Genomic DNA, 13,574 nt, shown 5'->3' with positions numbered 1-13,574 from the left:
CCGCCGCGATTGCGCAGTCAGCATGCAGTGGGGTCTGACGTGACACCGGACAACTTGCCTCGAACCGGCAGTGCTGCCTACCGCTTGCCGAGCGCTTCTTCGATGCGCTTGTCAGTCTTGTACTGACTCAGCGCATAGACCGCCCACAGCGCAGCCGGTATCCATCCGATCAGCGTCAGCTGCAGGATGAGGCAAATCACGCCAGCGATCGGGCGACCGATGGTGAAGAAGACCATGAACGGCAGAAAAATGGCGAGCAGCAGTCGCATGACAGCTCCGTGAAATGTCGGGATGGCTCACGATACCATCCGTTGCGCAGCCCGCGCATCGCCTCCGCGTCAGCCTTGCCTACTTGCCGTGACGGCGGGCGCCGACAAAAAAAGAGCGACGCCATGGCATCGCTCTTTTCCATTCGCCAGACGTACTCTGACTGATCTCCGGCCCGATCGATGGCATTCGTCAGCGTTTCAGTTTCTTCATCCGCTCCGCCGGCGTAATGATGTCGGTCAAGCGAATGCCGAACTTTTCGTTCACCACCACCACTTCGCCCTGTGCGATCAGCGTGCCGTTGACCAGCACGTCCATCGGCTCGCCGGCCATGCCGTCCAGTTCCACCACCGAACCGTGACCCAGTTGCAGCAGATTCCGGATCGAAATCTTGGTGCGTCCGAGTTCCACGGTCAGCTGGACCGGGATGTCGAGAATCATTTCGAAGTCGCGCAGGCCTTCGGATGACTTGTTCGCCGCATCACCGAACTGCTGGAAAATGTTGGCAGGCTGTACATCCTTAGCCGCCTCTCCATCGAGTGCGGCAAGTGCGTCGTCAGCTGTGGTCTGCTCGGACATCGCAGCTGCCCAGTCGTCATCGCTGACCTGCTCTTCGGCTTCAGCCAGATCACTCATGATGGTTCCTCACCCTTTTTCTTGCCCTGCACGTTCAGGGCGTGTTCGATCAGTTCTTCTTCGCCGGCCATGAAACGCTCGATCTTCAGCGCATAGCGGCCAGCCTGTATGCCGTACTTGCATTCCAGGACGGGAATGCCATCAACTTCGGCGAGCACCGTGTCTGAAATGGTTATCGGAATGATGTCGCCAACCTTTAGGTTGTTCAGGCCGCCCAGGGTCAGCGAGCCGCCCCCCAGCTGCACGTTCAGTTCCACCGCAGCATCCTGCACCTGACGAGTCAGCAGGTTGATCCACCGGTTGTCCGAGCTGACGCTGTCGCTCTGCATCGATGAATTCAGCGTGTCGCGCAGCGGTTCGACCATCGAATACGGCAGGCAGATGTGCATTTCCGCCGACACGCCGCCGAGTTCCAGGGTGAAGGTCGCCGCCACGACGATCTCCGACGGCGTGGCGATGTTGGCGAACTGCGAATTCATTTCCGAGCGCACGTACTCGAAATTGATCTTGAACACCGGCTCCCACGACCGTTCGTACTCTGCGAAGAACACTTCCAGGAGGCCCTGGATGATGCGTTGTTCGGTCGGCGTGAAGTCACGCCCCTCAACCCGGGTGTGGAATCGCCCGTCACCGCCGAACATGTTGTCGATGACCAGAAAGACGAGGTTCGGATCGAACACCACCAGCCCGGTGCCTCGCAGCGGCTTGACCTGGACCAGATTCAGATTGGTCGGTACGACCAGGTTGCGGATGAATTCGGAATACTTCTGCAGCCGGATCGGGCCGAGCGAAATCTCTGCGCTGCGCTGCATGAAATTGAACAGGCCGATGCGAAGGTAGCGGGCAAAACGCTCGTGTATGAGCTCCAGCGTGGGCATGCGCCCGCGCACGATTCTTTCCTGGGTGCCGAGGTTGTACGGGCGTACGCCGCCCGTGTCTTCGGCTTCGGCCACATCGTCGGCCTCGCCGGTGACGCCCTTGAGCAGGGCATCGACCTCTTCCTGGGAAAGAAAATCAGACATCGCGTTTCCTCGCGGCGACCGGATTCAGCCTACTGGACGATGAAGGACGTGAACAACACGGCCTCCACGGGTCCGACAGGCTCTCCCGGCTCGCCCTTCTTGTTGGTAGGTACTTCGCCAACGATGGCATTGATCGAATTCCTCATCTCGCCTGCAAGTGCTTCCCGGCCTGCTGTCGTACCCAGCTCCGACGCCTTCTTGCCGGACAGAAGCATCAGCACGTGGTGGCGGATTTCAGGCATGTACACCTTCAGGTTGTCGGCTGCGGGTTGTTCTTCAACCTTGACCGTAGCCTTGACCTGCAGGTACTGATCAACCTGTGTTTCGGGCGCCAGATTGACCGTGAAGGGATCGAGTTCAACGAATACCGGCGGCAGGCCCTTGGCTTCGGCTTCCTTCTTCTTCTTCAGTTTGGCCTTCTTGGCGGCGACGGCCTTGGCGTCCGGATCTTCGTCGCTCATTTCTTCGGCGTGCTCGTCGTCACCCTCTTCGGCATGACTGCCGGCCATCATGAACATCGCGGCGGCACCGCCGACGACGACCAGCAGCACGACGGCAAGGATGATGAAGAGCATTTTCTTGCTCTTCTTGGGTGCGTCGGCGGCGACGTCGTCTGCGGTGGCGGCTTTTGCCATGTTGTGCGCTCCTGTATGGATCGGGATTGTCGGCGGGTACTGATGCCTTTCAATGACCGAATAACGGCCGAATGTCCCGTTTTTTTAGCGCCGATGTATGCGGCGCCGTCAGGAGCGCGTTTTCAACCCGTTACCGGGGTGCTACGCGAACAGGTCAACAAGGCCGCTGCCGCGCCGCGCTGCCGGTGCGACAAGCAGCTCGCCATCGCCGTTCCCATCGCGCCCGCGCGCGCCGCGCTGGCTGCCCTGACCCTGTTCGCCGGAGCGTTGTTCGCCGCTGACATTGGTGTCGCCAAGAGAAATGCCGCCCTCGGCGAGCATTTCACGCAGTCGCGGCATGGCCTGCTCCAGTGCTTCCCGCACCTGCGGGTTGGCCGATACGAACTGTGCGGTGCCCAGATCGCCGCCGATCTGCAGCGAAATTTCGATCCGGCCAAGATGTGGTGGCGTCAGGATCAGTTCCGCGCGGCTGTTGCCGTTGTCGGCCAGCCAGATCACCTGGTGGCCGATGTCGTCCGCCCAGCCAGGATGCGTGATCGGGGTGGCAACCGCCATTTCGGTGGGCGGCTTCTGTGCAGCGTTCAGGTGGCCGCGAAAATCGCCCTGGGCGGTCTGCGGCGTTGCCGGCTGACCGCCGTCCGTCCGGGTGTCTCCAGCCAGCAGCGCGTCCGGCAGATTCTTGCCGTTCGTTTCGCCGGTGCCATCTGTCGCGGCGGCAATCACTGCCGCCGGCAATTCGCCCGACGCCTCGCGGCCCGCTTTCCTGCCGCCTTGCCCGGTCAGATCGAGATCAAGGTCGGCCTGTTCGTCCAGGGCATCTCCCCGGCCGGCCAGCCGTTCGATGACGGGCAGGGTCGCCGGCACGAGCAAGCCGGCCGGCAGCAGTTCGGTCGCGATGCGGGCCGGATCGGCGCTCAGCGCATCCAGCAGATCGACCTTCTCGTCGTCCGGCGTACCGTTGCCGTCATCGAGCAGCTTCGCCAGCAAGGCGGCGCGCGGGTCTTCGGGTGCGTTTTTCAGGGAATCCTGTAGCAGGTTGGCAAATGCCGTCGCAGCGTCTTCGGGCGACGCATCGGCGCCGATGCCGCGCGCTTCGCCCACCGGGCCACTGGACGCGAGCGGCGTGGCCGACGAGGGCAGGCTGAGCTTGATGTCTGACATGGGAGGTCCTCCGTTGATGGAGGGGTATAAGCAGCTAGCGTGCCAGCTGCTGGGCGGCATGACGTTCTGTGTCAGTCGTCCGCAACCACGCGACCCGAGCGGTCGTCGGCCACCCGCTGTTCGGCCCTGGCTTCACGCTTGACCAGTGTGGCTTGATGGCGGTCGGACAGTGTTTCGAAGGCCTTCACGCGGGTTCGCGTGTCGAGCCATACGCGCTGGCCAGCCTGGGCGCGGTCGCGCGATTGTTCCACCTGCTGCTGCTGGTGGCGGATGGCGTCGTCGATGCGCGCGAGAAAGGCGGAGTAATTGCTCCACTGGCCCGGTGTCATGCCGTTGCGTGCAGCGGCCATGAACTGGTCCTGATACTCCTTGCGGTAGTCCTCGAGCATCGTGAGCTTGCGCGACTGGTCGTGTTCGCTGGCGATAAGCGCTGCCAGCGCACGTGCCGACTCGTCCATGCGCGTCTGGCTCAGGTCGAGAATGGTCTGCAGACGAAAGGGTTCAGCCATGATTCAAAGGTCTCTCTTTGACGGCGCACGTTGCGTGCGGCCGGTCACGGCCGCCACTCGTGTCACCGATTTTTGCAATCAGGGATTCAGACCGAAAATCTGGTGCAGCTTCATCACGGCGTCCTCAAATCCTTCACGCTCATCGATGGCCTGCTGCAGAAACGCTTCCAGCGTCGGAAACATGTTCACTGCAAGATCGAGTTGCGGGTCCGAGCCCGGCGAATAGGCGCCGACTGAAATGAGGTCGCGCGCGCGCTGATAGCGCGACCACAGCCCCTTGAAGCGGCGCACCAGATCGAAATGGCTGGGTTTCACCAACCCGTGCATGGCGCGCGACACTGACTGTTCGATGTCGATGGCCGGGTAGTGGCCGGCATCGGCCAGCTGGCGGGTGAGCACGAAGTGGCCATCGAGAATGGCGCGCGCCGAGTCGGCGATCGGGTCCTGCTGGTCGTCACCTTCCGCCAGCACGGTGTAGAACGCGGTGATCGAGCCGCCACCCTCCGGTCCGTTGCCCGCGCGCTCGACCAGTTGCGGCAGGCGGGCGAACACGCTCGGCGGATAGCCGCGGGTGACCGGTGGCTCGCCGATGGCCAGTGCAATCTCGCGCTGCGCCATCGCATAGCGGGTCAGCGAATCCATGATGAGCAGCACATGCCGGCCCTGATCGCGGAACCACTCGGCAACCGTGGTGGCATAGGCCGCACCCTGCAGCCGCATCAGCGGGCTGGTGTCGGCCGGTGCGGCGACCACGACGGATCGTTTCAGGCCGGCGGCACCAAGGATCTGCTCGATGAATTCCTTCACCTCGCGGCCCCGTTCGCCGATCAGCCCGACCACCACGACCTCGGCCGAGGTGAAGCGCGCCATCATGCCCAGCAGCACCGACTTGCCGACGCCGGATCCGGCGAACAGACCGATGCGCTGGCCGCGGCCGACGGTGAGCAGCGAATTGATCGAGCGGATGCCGGTGTCCATGGTGCGGCGTATCGGCTCGCGCAGCAGCGGATTCACCGCGCGGCTGGCCACCGAACGCGAGTGCCGCGTGATGACAGGGCCGAGCCCGTCGAGCGGGCGACCGGCACCATCGACCACGCGTCCGAGCAAGGCGTCGCCAACAGGCAGGTGCTTGGCACGGTCCGATGCACGCCGGCGAGGCTCCAGCCTTTCGGTCGGCGTCGGGCGCTGCGGCGCTGCTTCGAGCGGAATCACCTGCGCGCCGGGGGCGAGGCCGACGACGTCGTCGGTCGGCATCATGAACAGCTTGTCGCCGTTGAAACCGACCACTTCGGCTTCGCAGCTATTGCCGCCCGGAACCATGATGCGGCAGCCGGAACCCAGCGGCAGCTTCAGGCCGGCGGCTTCCATCACCAGACCGTTGATGCGGGTCAGACGCCCCGCGTGCAGGTACGGATTGACCCGTCCGGCCAGCGTGCCACAGTCGGTCATGAAACCCGACCACTTCGCAACGTGCAGGTTCGACGCCGCGGGTGCGGCCGCCTCCAGCACTGCGGTGTCCGGCGTGTCGTCGGGCAAAGCCTCGTCGGCCTTGGTGTCCAGTGTGTCAGTCATGTTCTATCCAGTCCGCGTCGTCGATCAGCGCCTCGACAATGCGCGTCCAGCGTGTGGCCAGCGTGGCGTCGATATGACTGCCGCCCGCTTCGATCTTGCAGCCGCCGCGTGCAATCGCGGTGTCTTCGAATATTCGGTGGCCGGCATGCGCCAGCTGGTCACCCGCGTGCGAACGCACGAGCGACGCGTCGTCCGGGTTCAGATAGATCGCTGTGTGCTGATGCGGTAGCTGGTTGATCGCTTCGCGCACGACCCCGACGATCACTTCCGGTTTGACCGCGATCGCCTGCCGCACCACCTGGCGGGCGATTTCCACGCCCAGGTGCAGCACGCCCTGCGCCACTTCGGTGTCGAGCGATGCCAGTGCCTCTTCGAGCTGTTCGATCACGCTGTGCAGGCGCATGGCTTCCATGCGCACGCGCGCCGTACCTTCTTCGTAGCCCGCGGCATACCCTTCGCGGTGTGCGTCCGTCTGAAGCTTTTCGAGTTCTTCGGCCGTCGGCAGCTTGAAGTCGGGCTGCGTCTCGCTGCCTGCTTCCGAGTCGGCTACCGCATGTGTTGTCGTTACCGGCGTTGCGGATGCGCGGCCCTGCGACCCGCCCGGGGCATCCTCAATGCCCACAGTCGGCGCCACGCCCTGGTCGAACACTTCGAGCTTCCAGTGCGTGAAGGCGAGTGCGCCGTCCGATGTCATCGGTTGCTCCCGCAGGTGTCGTCGGGATCGCACCGGATCACAGCATTTCCTCGCCGCCCTTGCCGCCCATGACGATCTGGCCTTCTTCTGCCAGACGACGAGCGATCTTCAGGATTTCCTTCTGTTCGCCCTCCACCTCGGACAGCTTGACCGGGCCGCGGCCCTCGAGGTCTTCGCGCAGGGATTCCGCGGCGCGCGACGACATGTTCTTGAAAATCTTCTCGCGCAACTCTGGGGAGGCGCCCTTCAGCGCCAGTACCAGCTGGTCGCCGCTGACTTCGCGCAGCAGGGTCTGGATGCCGCGGTCGTCGATGTCGAGCAGGTTTTCAAACACGAACATTTCATCGACGATCTTCTGCGCCAGTTCGGCGTCGTATTCCTTGACGGCATCAAGGATGGCCGATTCATTCGCACTGCCGACGAAGCCAAGTATTTCGGCGGTCGCCTTGATGCCGCCCAGCGCGGTCTTCTTCATCTTGGCCGAGCCCGCCAGCACGCGCGACATCGCGTCGTTCAGTTCCTTCAGTGCCACTGGCTGCACGCCGTCGAGCGTGGCGATGCGCAGGATGACGTCGTTGCGCAGCCGTTCCGCAAACAGCTTCAGCACCTCGGCGGCCTGATCGAATTCGAGGTGGGTCAGGATGGTGGCGATGATCTGCGGGTGTTCGTTCTTGATCAGATTGGCGATGGTGGCTGCGTCAAGCCACTTCAGGCCTTCGATGCCGGCGGTGTCCGAGTCGTTCAGGATGCGTGACAGCAGATGGCCGGCGCGCTCTTCGCCGAGCGCCTTGGTCAGCATGTTGCGGATCAGCGTCTCGTCGGCCGACACGCGGCTGCCGGCCGAGGTGGCTTCGTCGAACAGGTCGAGCACTTCGATCACGCGTTCGCGCGGCACGTTGCGCAGCCCGGCCATTGCAGTACCGATCTTCTGCACCTCGCGCGGCCCGAGGTGCTTGAGCACCTCGGCTGCGGCGTCTTCGCCCAGCGTCACAAGAAGCAGAGCGCTGCGTTCGATTCCAGCATCATTCATCGCCGTTCACCCAGTGCTTGATTACTTCCGCGATCGCCTTCGGATCGTTCTTCGCCATCGTGCGTGCCGCTTCGAGTTTGGTTTCGAAATCGAGCGCTGCGCGGGCCTCCGGTGACAGTTCGAGCTGCGCTGCGGCGCTGCCGGGCAGGGCGATCGGCTGGCCATCGGCATCCAGCGTGACGTCGCGAACGTCGTCTTCGTCGCGCTCGACCGGTTCGGTCAGCGTGCGTACCAGCGGCTTGAGCACACCGAACAACAGGTAGGCGGCGACGCCGGCGACCAGCAGATACTTCAGCAGGTCGCCCGCCATGCCGGTCAGTTCCGGGTCTTTCCAGATCGGCGTATCGATCACTTCCTGCTGCACTTCGGTGAAGGGGGCCGATGCCACGTTCAGCGTATCGCCACGCGCTTCGTTGAAACCCATCGCCTCGCGCGTCAGATCGTTGATGCGCTTGAGTTCGGCGTCGGTGAGCGCCACCGGCGTGGCGTTGCCCTTGTCATCCGTCTTGATCTTCTGCGCCACCAGTACGGCTACCGACAAACGGCGGATCTGGCCGGTCGGCTGGCGGATGTGTTGTACGGTCTTGTCCAGCTCGAAATTGGTCGTCGAATCCTTGCGCGTGTTGATAGGCACCATCGGCGCCGCCCCGGGCGCACCTTCGGCCGCGGGCCCTCCGGGCGCCGGCGGTATCACGATCGGCGCGGCGGCCGGTGCCGGTGGTTGATTGGCCAGCGCGCCCGGTACGCCACCGGCGGCCGGCTGGTTGCTGACCGATTCGCTCATCTGCTGGCTGCGTATCGCGGCGTCCGGCGTCGGATTCGGCTTGTAGGTTTCGGCGGTCTGTTCGGTCTGGCTGAAGTCGATGTCGGCGGCGGTCTGCACGCGGTAGTTGCCGCGCCCCATCAGCGGCTCCAGCATGGCTTCGATGCGCCGGATGGTGGATGCCTCGATTTCGTTCACATACTTCAGCTGGGTCGGGTTGAGCGTCGCGCCGTTTTTCATGTCGCGGTTGCCCGACAGCAGGTTGCCGTTCTGGTCGAGCACCGAAACGTTTTCGGTGGCCAGCTGCGGCACACTCGATGCGACCAGGTGCACGATGCCGCCGACCTGTTCCGGGCTCAGCGTGCGGCCGCCGAGCAGACCGATCACCACCGATGCCGAGGGCTTCTGGTCGTCGCGCAGGAAAGCGCTCTGTTTCGGAATGGCCAGATGCACGCGGGCGTTGTCGACTGCGGCCAGCGTGCCGATGGTCTGCGCCAATTCACCTTCCAGCGCACGCTGGTAGGTCACCTGCTCGGAGAACTGCGACTGCCCCATCTTCTGCTTTTCCATCAGCTCGAAGCCGATCGAGCCCCCGCGTGGCAGCCCCTGGGCGGCGAGCTTCAGCCGCGCATCATGTACGAACTGCGACGGCACCAGGATGGCGTGACCGCCTTCGGAGAATTTGTACGGCACGTTCTGCTGCTGCAGCATCGCGACGATGGCGCCGCCGTCCTTGTCGTTGATGTTCGAGAACAGCACTTCGTAATTGGGGCTGTTGCTCCACAGCGCGACGCCGACCAGCAGCGCGATCGCCATCGCCAGGCCGCCGGCGAGTCCCATCTTTTTCTGCATCGGCAAGGCTGCCAGTCGCTGCTGCGCAAGCGCCATCGGATTGGCGCCCCCGGAAGAGGCGGTGTTCGGATCAAGTACGGCGTTTGCAGCGGCCATGTTTCGTCTCGCGCAGGTGACGGATGAGGGTCTGCAGCACGGCAGACCTTGCAGGATGAGACGGATTGTCGGCGTGCCTCGCGCGAGCCGTTCCGCGGATAAGGCGGGTTTTTGACCGGCTGATCCGCCCGAAAACGTGGCCTGCGCCTTGCTACGCTGGAACGGTCGATCAATTCCTGCGCCCGCCGGCGTTCCGAACATGGCTGATCCCGCTGCTGCCACTGTTGCCGTCACCGCCGCTTCAGCCGCGGACACGCCGCGCATTGCGCCGGAGGAAGCGGCACGCCTGGCCGAAGCCTTCCGCCTGTTCAATGCTGCGTCGGCCGAGCTGTCGGAAGCCTACGGCACGCTGGAACGACAGGTCGCCAGCCTGACCGAAGAACTGGCCGCAGCCAACGGCGAATTGCGTCGCCAGTATGAACAGAAGGCCCGCCTGACCGACCGTTTGACCACGTTGCTGAACCAGCTGCCCGCCGGTGTCGTCGTGGTCGACGGCGCTGGCGAAATCGAACAGGCCAATCCGGTGGCGTTCGACATGGTGGGCGCCCGGGCCGGGCAGTCATGGTCGTCCTGCACCGGTCGGCTGGTTCAGGCCGACGCTCCTGCCGAATGGGAGTGCACCGACAGCGAGCGCGCGCATCGCCGGCTGTCGGTCAGCGAAGCGCCGCTGACCGGCGAGAACGCCCGCATCGTGCTGCTGCACGACATGACGCGCCAGCACGCACTCAAGATTGCCGCTGCCCGCAATGAACGTCTGGCAGCGATGGGTGAAATGGCCGCCTCACTCGCGCATCAGCTGCGCACGCCGCTGGCCGCCGCCACGCTTTACGTCGGCACGCTGATCGGGCGCGAACTGCCGCCAGCCGACATGCGCTCGATTGCGTCGCGCGCGCAGGACAGGCTGCGCCATCTCGAGCGGCTGATTCGCGACACATTGATGTTCGCGCGCGGTGAAGTGCTTGGCCGCGAGGCGATCGACATCGCCGGCTTGCTTGAAGAACTGCGCCACACAATCGAGCCGGTGGCGCGTGCTGCCGGCGTCGAACTGATTGTCGATGCCGCATCGGCAGTCGGCACGGTGTCGGGCGATCGCAAGGCGATTGCCAGCGCGCTGGTCAGCCTGCTCGAAAACGCGGTGCAGGCCTGCGGCATTGACGGTGAAGTCGGGCTGTCTGTCGGCATCGATGGCAATCGCCTCGGATTCACCGTGCGCGACACCGGGCAAGGCATCGCGCCGGAGATTCAGGAAAGACTGTTCGAACCCTTCTTCACCACGCGTGATGAAGGCACCGGACTCGGGCTGGCGATTGCACGCGGTGTGGCGCGCGTGCACGGCGGCGACATCGAATGCGTGTCCGCGCCCGGCGCGGGCAGTCAATTTACGCTGCGCCTGCCGATCACGGCCGGTAGCGGTGCCCCGGAAGACGTGCTGGAGAAGGTGCAATGAGCGAAAAGCTGAACATCCTGGTGGTCGAGGACGAACCGAATCTGCGCGATGCGCTGTGTCTGGCCATCGAATGCGCCGGCCACCGCGTGATCGGTGCGGCCGATGGCCCGCAGGCGTTGCGCATGATCGAGCGCAACACCGGCGAACACGCGCTGAATCTGGTCATCACCGACCTGAAGATGCAGCCGATGGACGGCCTCACGCTGCTGCGCGAAATCCGCGCTCGAGAAGCCGCGCTGCCTGTGCTGCTGATGACGGCCTTCGGCGACGTCGAAAAAGCGGTCGCCGCGATGCGCGCAGGCGCCTGCGATTTCCTGCTCAAGCCATTCGAGCCCGACGTGTTGCTTGCCCACATCGACCGTTACGCGGCACCGGTGGTGACGCCGGCCGACATGGTTTGCGAGGATGCACGCACCCGGCAGGTGCTCGGTCTTGCCGCGCGGGTCGCCCGCTCCGAAGCCACCGTGCTGCTGACCGGCGAATCCGGCACCGGCAAGGAAGTGTTTGCCCGCTACATCCACCAGCAGTCGGCACGTGCCGCCATGCCTTTCATCGCGATCAACTGCGCGGCCATCCCGGACAACCTGCTCGAAGCGACGCTGTTCGGCTACGAGAAGGGCGCATTTACCGGTGCGGCTGCCGCGCAGGCCGGCAAGTTCGAACAGGCCAATGGCGGCACGCTGCTGCTGGATGAAATTTCCGAAATGCCGCTGGCGCTGCAAGCCAAGATGCTGCGTGTGCTGCAGGAGCGCGAGGTGGAGCGGGTCGGCGGCAAGAGGCCGATTCCGCTCGACATCCGCGTACTGGCCACCAGTAACCGCGACATGGAAGCCGAAGCGCGCGCCGGTCGCTTCCGCGAAGATCTGTACTACCGGTTGAACGTGTTCCCGATCGGCATTCCGTCGCTGCGCGACCGGCCGGGCGACATCGTGCCGCTGGCCCGCCACTTCCTCGCCGGCTGCGCGAAGGCGCAAGGTCGTGTGCTGCGGCTCGGCAATCCGGCGGCGGCAATCCTTGCCGGCCACGACTGGCCCGGCAATGTGCGCGAACTCGAGAATACCGTGCAGCGCGCCGCCATCATGGCGCCGGATGACCTGATCGAAGCCGAGCACATCATTCTTGGCGGCCAGCGCGGTCTGTCGCGTCCGGTCGCGGTGCCCGCTGCCGCGGTAGAGCCGGTCATGCCGACGCCCGCGGCCAACGATGCACCGCCCAGTGCCACGCCTGACGCGCCCCTGAAGGTCAGGTCGGTGCGTGACATGGAGCGCGACCTGATCCTGGAAACGCTCGCCGAGGTCGGTGGATCGCGCAAGAAGGCGATCGAGAAACTGGGTATTTCCGAGCGCACGTTGCGCTATAAACTGGCGCGATACAAGGCGGACGGGTTGCTGCGGGAAGGTTGAACGTTTCCTTGCAGTGTGTTGGCCCGGGATTTGCTCATGAATTACCAACCGGGTCAAAACCCCTGAATGGGTGGTCCGCGGGCGGCATTTTTTGCCGCCCTGCGGCGCAGCGCAGGGCAGTCATGCCGTACGGCATCGGAGGAATGTAATGAACACCAGCCTGAACCAGATGATCACCGAGTTGCGCTCCACGGCGCAGGTCGCCGCCGGCAAGCCTGCCGCTCAGGCGGGCGCCGACTCGGGGGCTGACTTCGGCGACGCGCTGAAGAATGCAATCGAACAGGTCAATGCGGCGCAGGCGCAAGCCAGGCAGATGTCGGAAGGTTTCATCACCGGCACCTCGGAGGCCAATCTGCAGGACGTGATGATCGCGTCGCAGAAGGCCAGTCTGTCCTTCCAGCAGATGGTGCAGGTGCGGAACAAGCTGGTGAATGCCTACCAGGACATCATGAACATGCCGGTCTGACAGATCGGACCGCTCAGGAAAAACCGGCCGTTGGCCGGTTTTTTTTTCGCCTGTCAGCGGCGGCGCAGTGCCAGCAGCGCGAGCAGGCCGCCAGCGAACAGCGCGGCCGGCGCGGGTTCCGGCACGGCGCTGACATAGGCCTGACGGTAGTCGAAACCGGAATCACCGAACGCGGAGTAGCTGTTGATCGGCGCGCCTTCGGTCGTTGTCAGCAACACGATGCCACCCCAGCCTATTGTGTTGCCGAGGTCGGAGAAGGCTGCGATCTGACCGGACGAGGGTTCGTAGGGGGTGCTGCCCAGGCTGACCGACGCCGAAGCATTGCCGCCCAGGCTGAACGGAAGCACCGTACCCAGTATCACCGGCACCGTGATGTCGAGGTTGCCGAACCGGCCGTCACCGAGCAGGCGCTGGTCGCTGCCCGGCGCCCAATCGTTGAGCAGGCTGCGGAAGGTGGATGTCGAACCGAGCGAGGACGAGAAGCTCCAGTACGACGATGCGTTCCAGCCGCCATTCCAGCTGTTGTTCCCCTGGATGCCGAGGTCGCCCGACACGCTGATGCGGTAGGTGAGCAGCGCGGTCGTGCCGGCGGCGAGGCCGGGCGCATGAATGACCAGAGCGTCACTGAAACTGGCATGGGCGGTGGAACTGGCCGCCACGACCAGATTCAGGTTGTAGTCCGGATTGCTCAGGCGCACGTTGGCGTCCGCCATCACATGGACGCCACCGGGTTCGGATCGCGCCGCGCTGTGCGTGCCACCTTCGATCACCCGGTTGCCGCTGCTGCTGAGCACCGCGCTCGCGGCCGACGAACCGCCGGGCGTGGCAGCGCCGTGGCGGGTCTGTTCGTTCGGCCCGTTGGCAAAGCTCGAAAGCGACGAACTGGTCGTACTGCTCGAGTAGTAGGCGGCGTGGGCGCCTGCGCTGCCCAGCCCGCAGACGAGGAGCGCACTGCAGAGGCGGCGCGTGCGCGCCTGCGGAATCGTGACGGGGGGCATGGGAAACCTTTCCGGAGTTGGAG

General features: G+C 64.4%; 14 protein-coding genes. 3 read left to right on the top strand and 11 right to left on the bottom strand.

Features of this window, described 5'->3' with window-relative positions; translation table 11 throughout:
- Nucleotides 1-77: 77 nt before the first annotated feature.
- The 10 genes from Q8R75_RS06460 to fliF all read right to left on the bottom strand — a co-directional run bounded on the left by Q8R75_RS06460 (nt 78) and on the right by fliF (nt 9,237).
- Entirely contained in the window at nt 78-269 is a 192-nt protein-coding gene (locus tag Q8R75_RS06460; protein ID WP_305615755.1) for a YqaE/Pmp3 family membrane protein, read from the bottom strand.
- Nucleotides 270-459: 190 nt separating this feature from the next.
- The gene (gene fliN / locus Q8R75_RS06455; RefSeq protein ID WP_305615757.1) at nt 460-903 is read right to left on the bottom strand and encodes a flagellar motor switch protein FliN; all 444 of its coding nucleotides are present in this window, start codon (nt 901-903) and stop codon (nt 460-462) included.
- A complete protein-coding gene (fliM, locus tag Q8R75_RS06450) occupies nt 900-1,925 on the bottom strand; it encodes a flagellar motor switch protein FliM (RefSeq protein WP_305626281.1) in 1,026 nt (341 codons plus the stop codon). Before fliM ends, fliN begins: the two co-directional genes overlap by 4 nt.
- A 29-nt stretch (nt 1,926-1,954) precedes the next feature.
- Entirely contained in the window at nt 1,955-2,560 is a 606-nt protein-coding gene (locus Q8R75_RS06445; RefSeq protein ID WP_305626283.1) for a flagellar basal body-associated FliL family protein, read from the bottom strand.
- Between the two features lie 141 nt (nt 2,561-2,701).
- Nucleotides 2,702-3,721: a flagellar hook-length control protein FliK gene (locus tag Q8R75_RS06440; RefSeq protein ID WP_305612013.1), complete on the bottom strand. Its 1,020-nt coding sequence runs from the start codon at nt 3,719-3,721 to the stop codon at nt 2,702-2,704.
- A gap of 71 nt (nt 3,722-3,792) precedes the next feature.
- Nucleotides 3,793-4,230: a flagellar export protein FliJ gene (gene fliJ / locus Q8R75_RS06435; protein WP_305612011.1), complete on the bottom strand. Its 438-nt coding sequence runs from the start codon at nt 4,228-4,230 to the stop codon at nt 3,793-3,795.
- Nucleotides 4,231-4,308: 78 nt separating this feature from the next.
- A complete protein-coding gene (fliI, locus tag Q8R75_RS06430; RefSeq protein WP_305612015.1) occupies nt 4,309-5,679 on the bottom strand; it encodes a flagellar protein export ATPase FliI in 1,371 nt (456 codons plus the stop codon).
- A gap of 115 nt (nt 5,680-5,794) precedes the next feature.
- Nucleotides 5,795-6,496 (bottom strand): flagellar assembly protein FliH, encoded by a 702-nt coding sequence (locus Q8R75_RS06425; RefSeq protein ID WP_305612009.1) that lies wholly within the window; start codon nt 6,494-6,496, stop codon nt 5,795-5,797.
- Nucleotides 6,497-6,533: 37 nt separating this feature from the next.
- Nucleotides 6,534-7,526, bottom strand: a complete 993-nt coding sequence (gene fliG / locus Q8R75_RS06420; RefSeq protein ID WP_305612007.1) for a flagellar motor switch protein FliG — start codon at nt 7,524-7,526, stop codon at nt 6,534-6,536.
- Nucleotides 7,519-9,237, bottom strand: coding sequence for a flagellar basal-body MS-ring/collar protein FliF (gene fliF / locus Q8R75_RS06415; protein WP_305612005.1), 1,719 nt, complete (start codon nt 9,235-9,237; stop codon nt 7,519-7,521). The genes fliG and fliF overlap by 8 nt, the downstream gene beginning before the upstream one ends.
- Before the next feature lie 199 nt (nt 9,238-9,436).
- Between fliF and Q8R75_RS06410 the strand changes: the two genes are divergently transcribed.
- The 3 genes from Q8R75_RS06410 (at nt 9,437) to fliE (ending at nt 12,553) form a co-directional block, all read left to right on the top strand.
- A complete protein-coding gene (locus Q8R75_RS06410) occupies nt 9,437-10,684 on the top strand; it encodes an ATP-binding protein (RefSeq protein ID WP_305612003.1) in 1,248 nt (415 codons plus the stop codon).
- A complete protein-coding gene (locus Q8R75_RS06405; protein WP_305612002.1) occupies nt 10,681-12,087 on the top strand; it encodes a sigma-54 dependent transcriptional regulator in 1,407 nt (468 codons plus the stop codon). Before Q8R75_RS06410 ends, Q8R75_RS06405 begins: the two co-directional genes overlap by 4 nt.
- A 148-nt stretch (nt 12,088-12,235) precedes the next feature.
- On the top strand, nt 12,236-12,553 hold the full coding sequence (fliE, locus tag Q8R75_RS06400; protein WP_069039940.1) for a flagellar hook-basal body complex protein FliE: 318 nt from the start codon (nt 12,236-12,238) through the stop codon (nt 12,551-12,553).
- A 53-nt stretch (nt 12,554-12,606) separates the two neighbouring features.
- Here fliE and Q8R75_RS06395 read toward each other — a convergent pair whose 3' ends face one another.
- A complete protein-coding gene (locus tag Q8R75_RS06395; RefSeq protein WP_305612000.1) occupies nt 12,607-13,551 on the bottom strand; it encodes a hypothetical protein in 945 nt (314 codons plus the stop codon).
- Between the last annotated feature and the right edge of the window lie 23 nt (nt 13,552-13,574).

The sequence above is a fragment of the Methyloversatilis sp. genome (assembly GCF_030696805.1).
Classification (GTDB): Bacteria; Pseudomonadota; Gammaproteobacteria; order Burkholderiales; family Rhodocyclaceae; genus Methyloversatilis.
Note: the sequence above shows the minus strand (reverse complement) of the source record. Positions and strands in the feature narration are given on the sequence as shown.

What these genes read in the sequence shown, in the direction of transcription:
- Q8R75_RS06460 (WP_305615755.1), bottom strand. Translation starts at nt 269, where the DNA reads ATGCGACTGCTGCTCGCCATTTTTCTGCCGTTCATGGTCTTCTTCACC.
- Q8R75_RS06425 (WP_305612009.1), bottom strand. Translation starts at nt 6,496, where the DNA reads ATGACATCGGACGGCGCACTCGCCTTCACGCACTGGAAGCTCGAAGTG.
- fliE (WP_069039940.1), top strand. Translation starts at nt 12,236, where the DNA reads ATGAACACCAGCCTGAACCAGATGATCACCGAGTTGCGCTCCACGGCG.
- fliI (WP_305612015.1), bottom strand. Translation starts at nt 5,679, where the DNA reads ATGACCGACTGTGGCACGCTGGCCGGACGGGTCAATCCGTACCTGCAC.
- Q8R75_RS06405 (WP_305612002.1), top strand. Translation starts at nt 10,681, where the DNA reads ATGAGCGAAAAGCTGAACATCCTGGTGGTCGAGGACGAACCGAATCTG.
- Q8R75_RS06410 (WP_305612003.1), top strand. Translation starts at nt 9,437, where the DNA reads ATGGCTGATCCCGCTGCTGCCACTGTTGCCGTCACCGCCGCTTCAGCC.
- fliF (WP_305612005.1), bottom strand. Translation starts at nt 9,237, where the DNA reads ATGGCCGCTGCAAACGCCGTACTTGATCCGAACACCGCCTCTTCCGGG.
- fliN (WP_305615757.1), bottom strand. Translation starts at nt 903, where the DNA reads ATGAGTGATCTGGCTGAAGCCGAAGAGCAGGTCAGCGATGACGACTGG.
- Q8R75_RS06395 (WP_305612000.1), bottom strand. Translation starts at nt 13,551, where the DNA reads ATGCCCCCCGTCACGATTCCGCAGGCGCGCACGCGCCGCCTCTGCAGT.
- Q8R75_RS06445 (WP_305626283.1), bottom strand. Translation starts at nt 2,560, where the DNA reads ATGGCAAAAGCCGCCACCGCAGACGACGTCGCCGCCGACGCACCCAAG.
- fliM (WP_305626281.1), bottom strand. Translation starts at nt 1,925, where the DNA reads ATGTCTGATTTTCTTTCCCAGGAAGAGGTCGATGCCCTGCTCAAGGGC.
- fliG (WP_305612007.1), bottom strand. Translation starts at nt 7,526, where the DNA reads ATGAATGATGCTGGAATCGAACGCAGCGCTCTGCTTCTTGTGACGCTG.
- Q8R75_RS06440 (WP_305612013.1), bottom strand. Translation starts at nt 3,721, where the DNA reads ATGTCAGACATCAAGCTCAGCCTGCCCTCGTCGGCCACGCCGCTCGCG.
- fliJ (WP_305612011.1), bottom strand. Translation starts at nt 4,230, where the DNA reads ATGGCTGAACCCTTTCGTCTGCAGACCATTCTCGACCTGAGCCAGACG.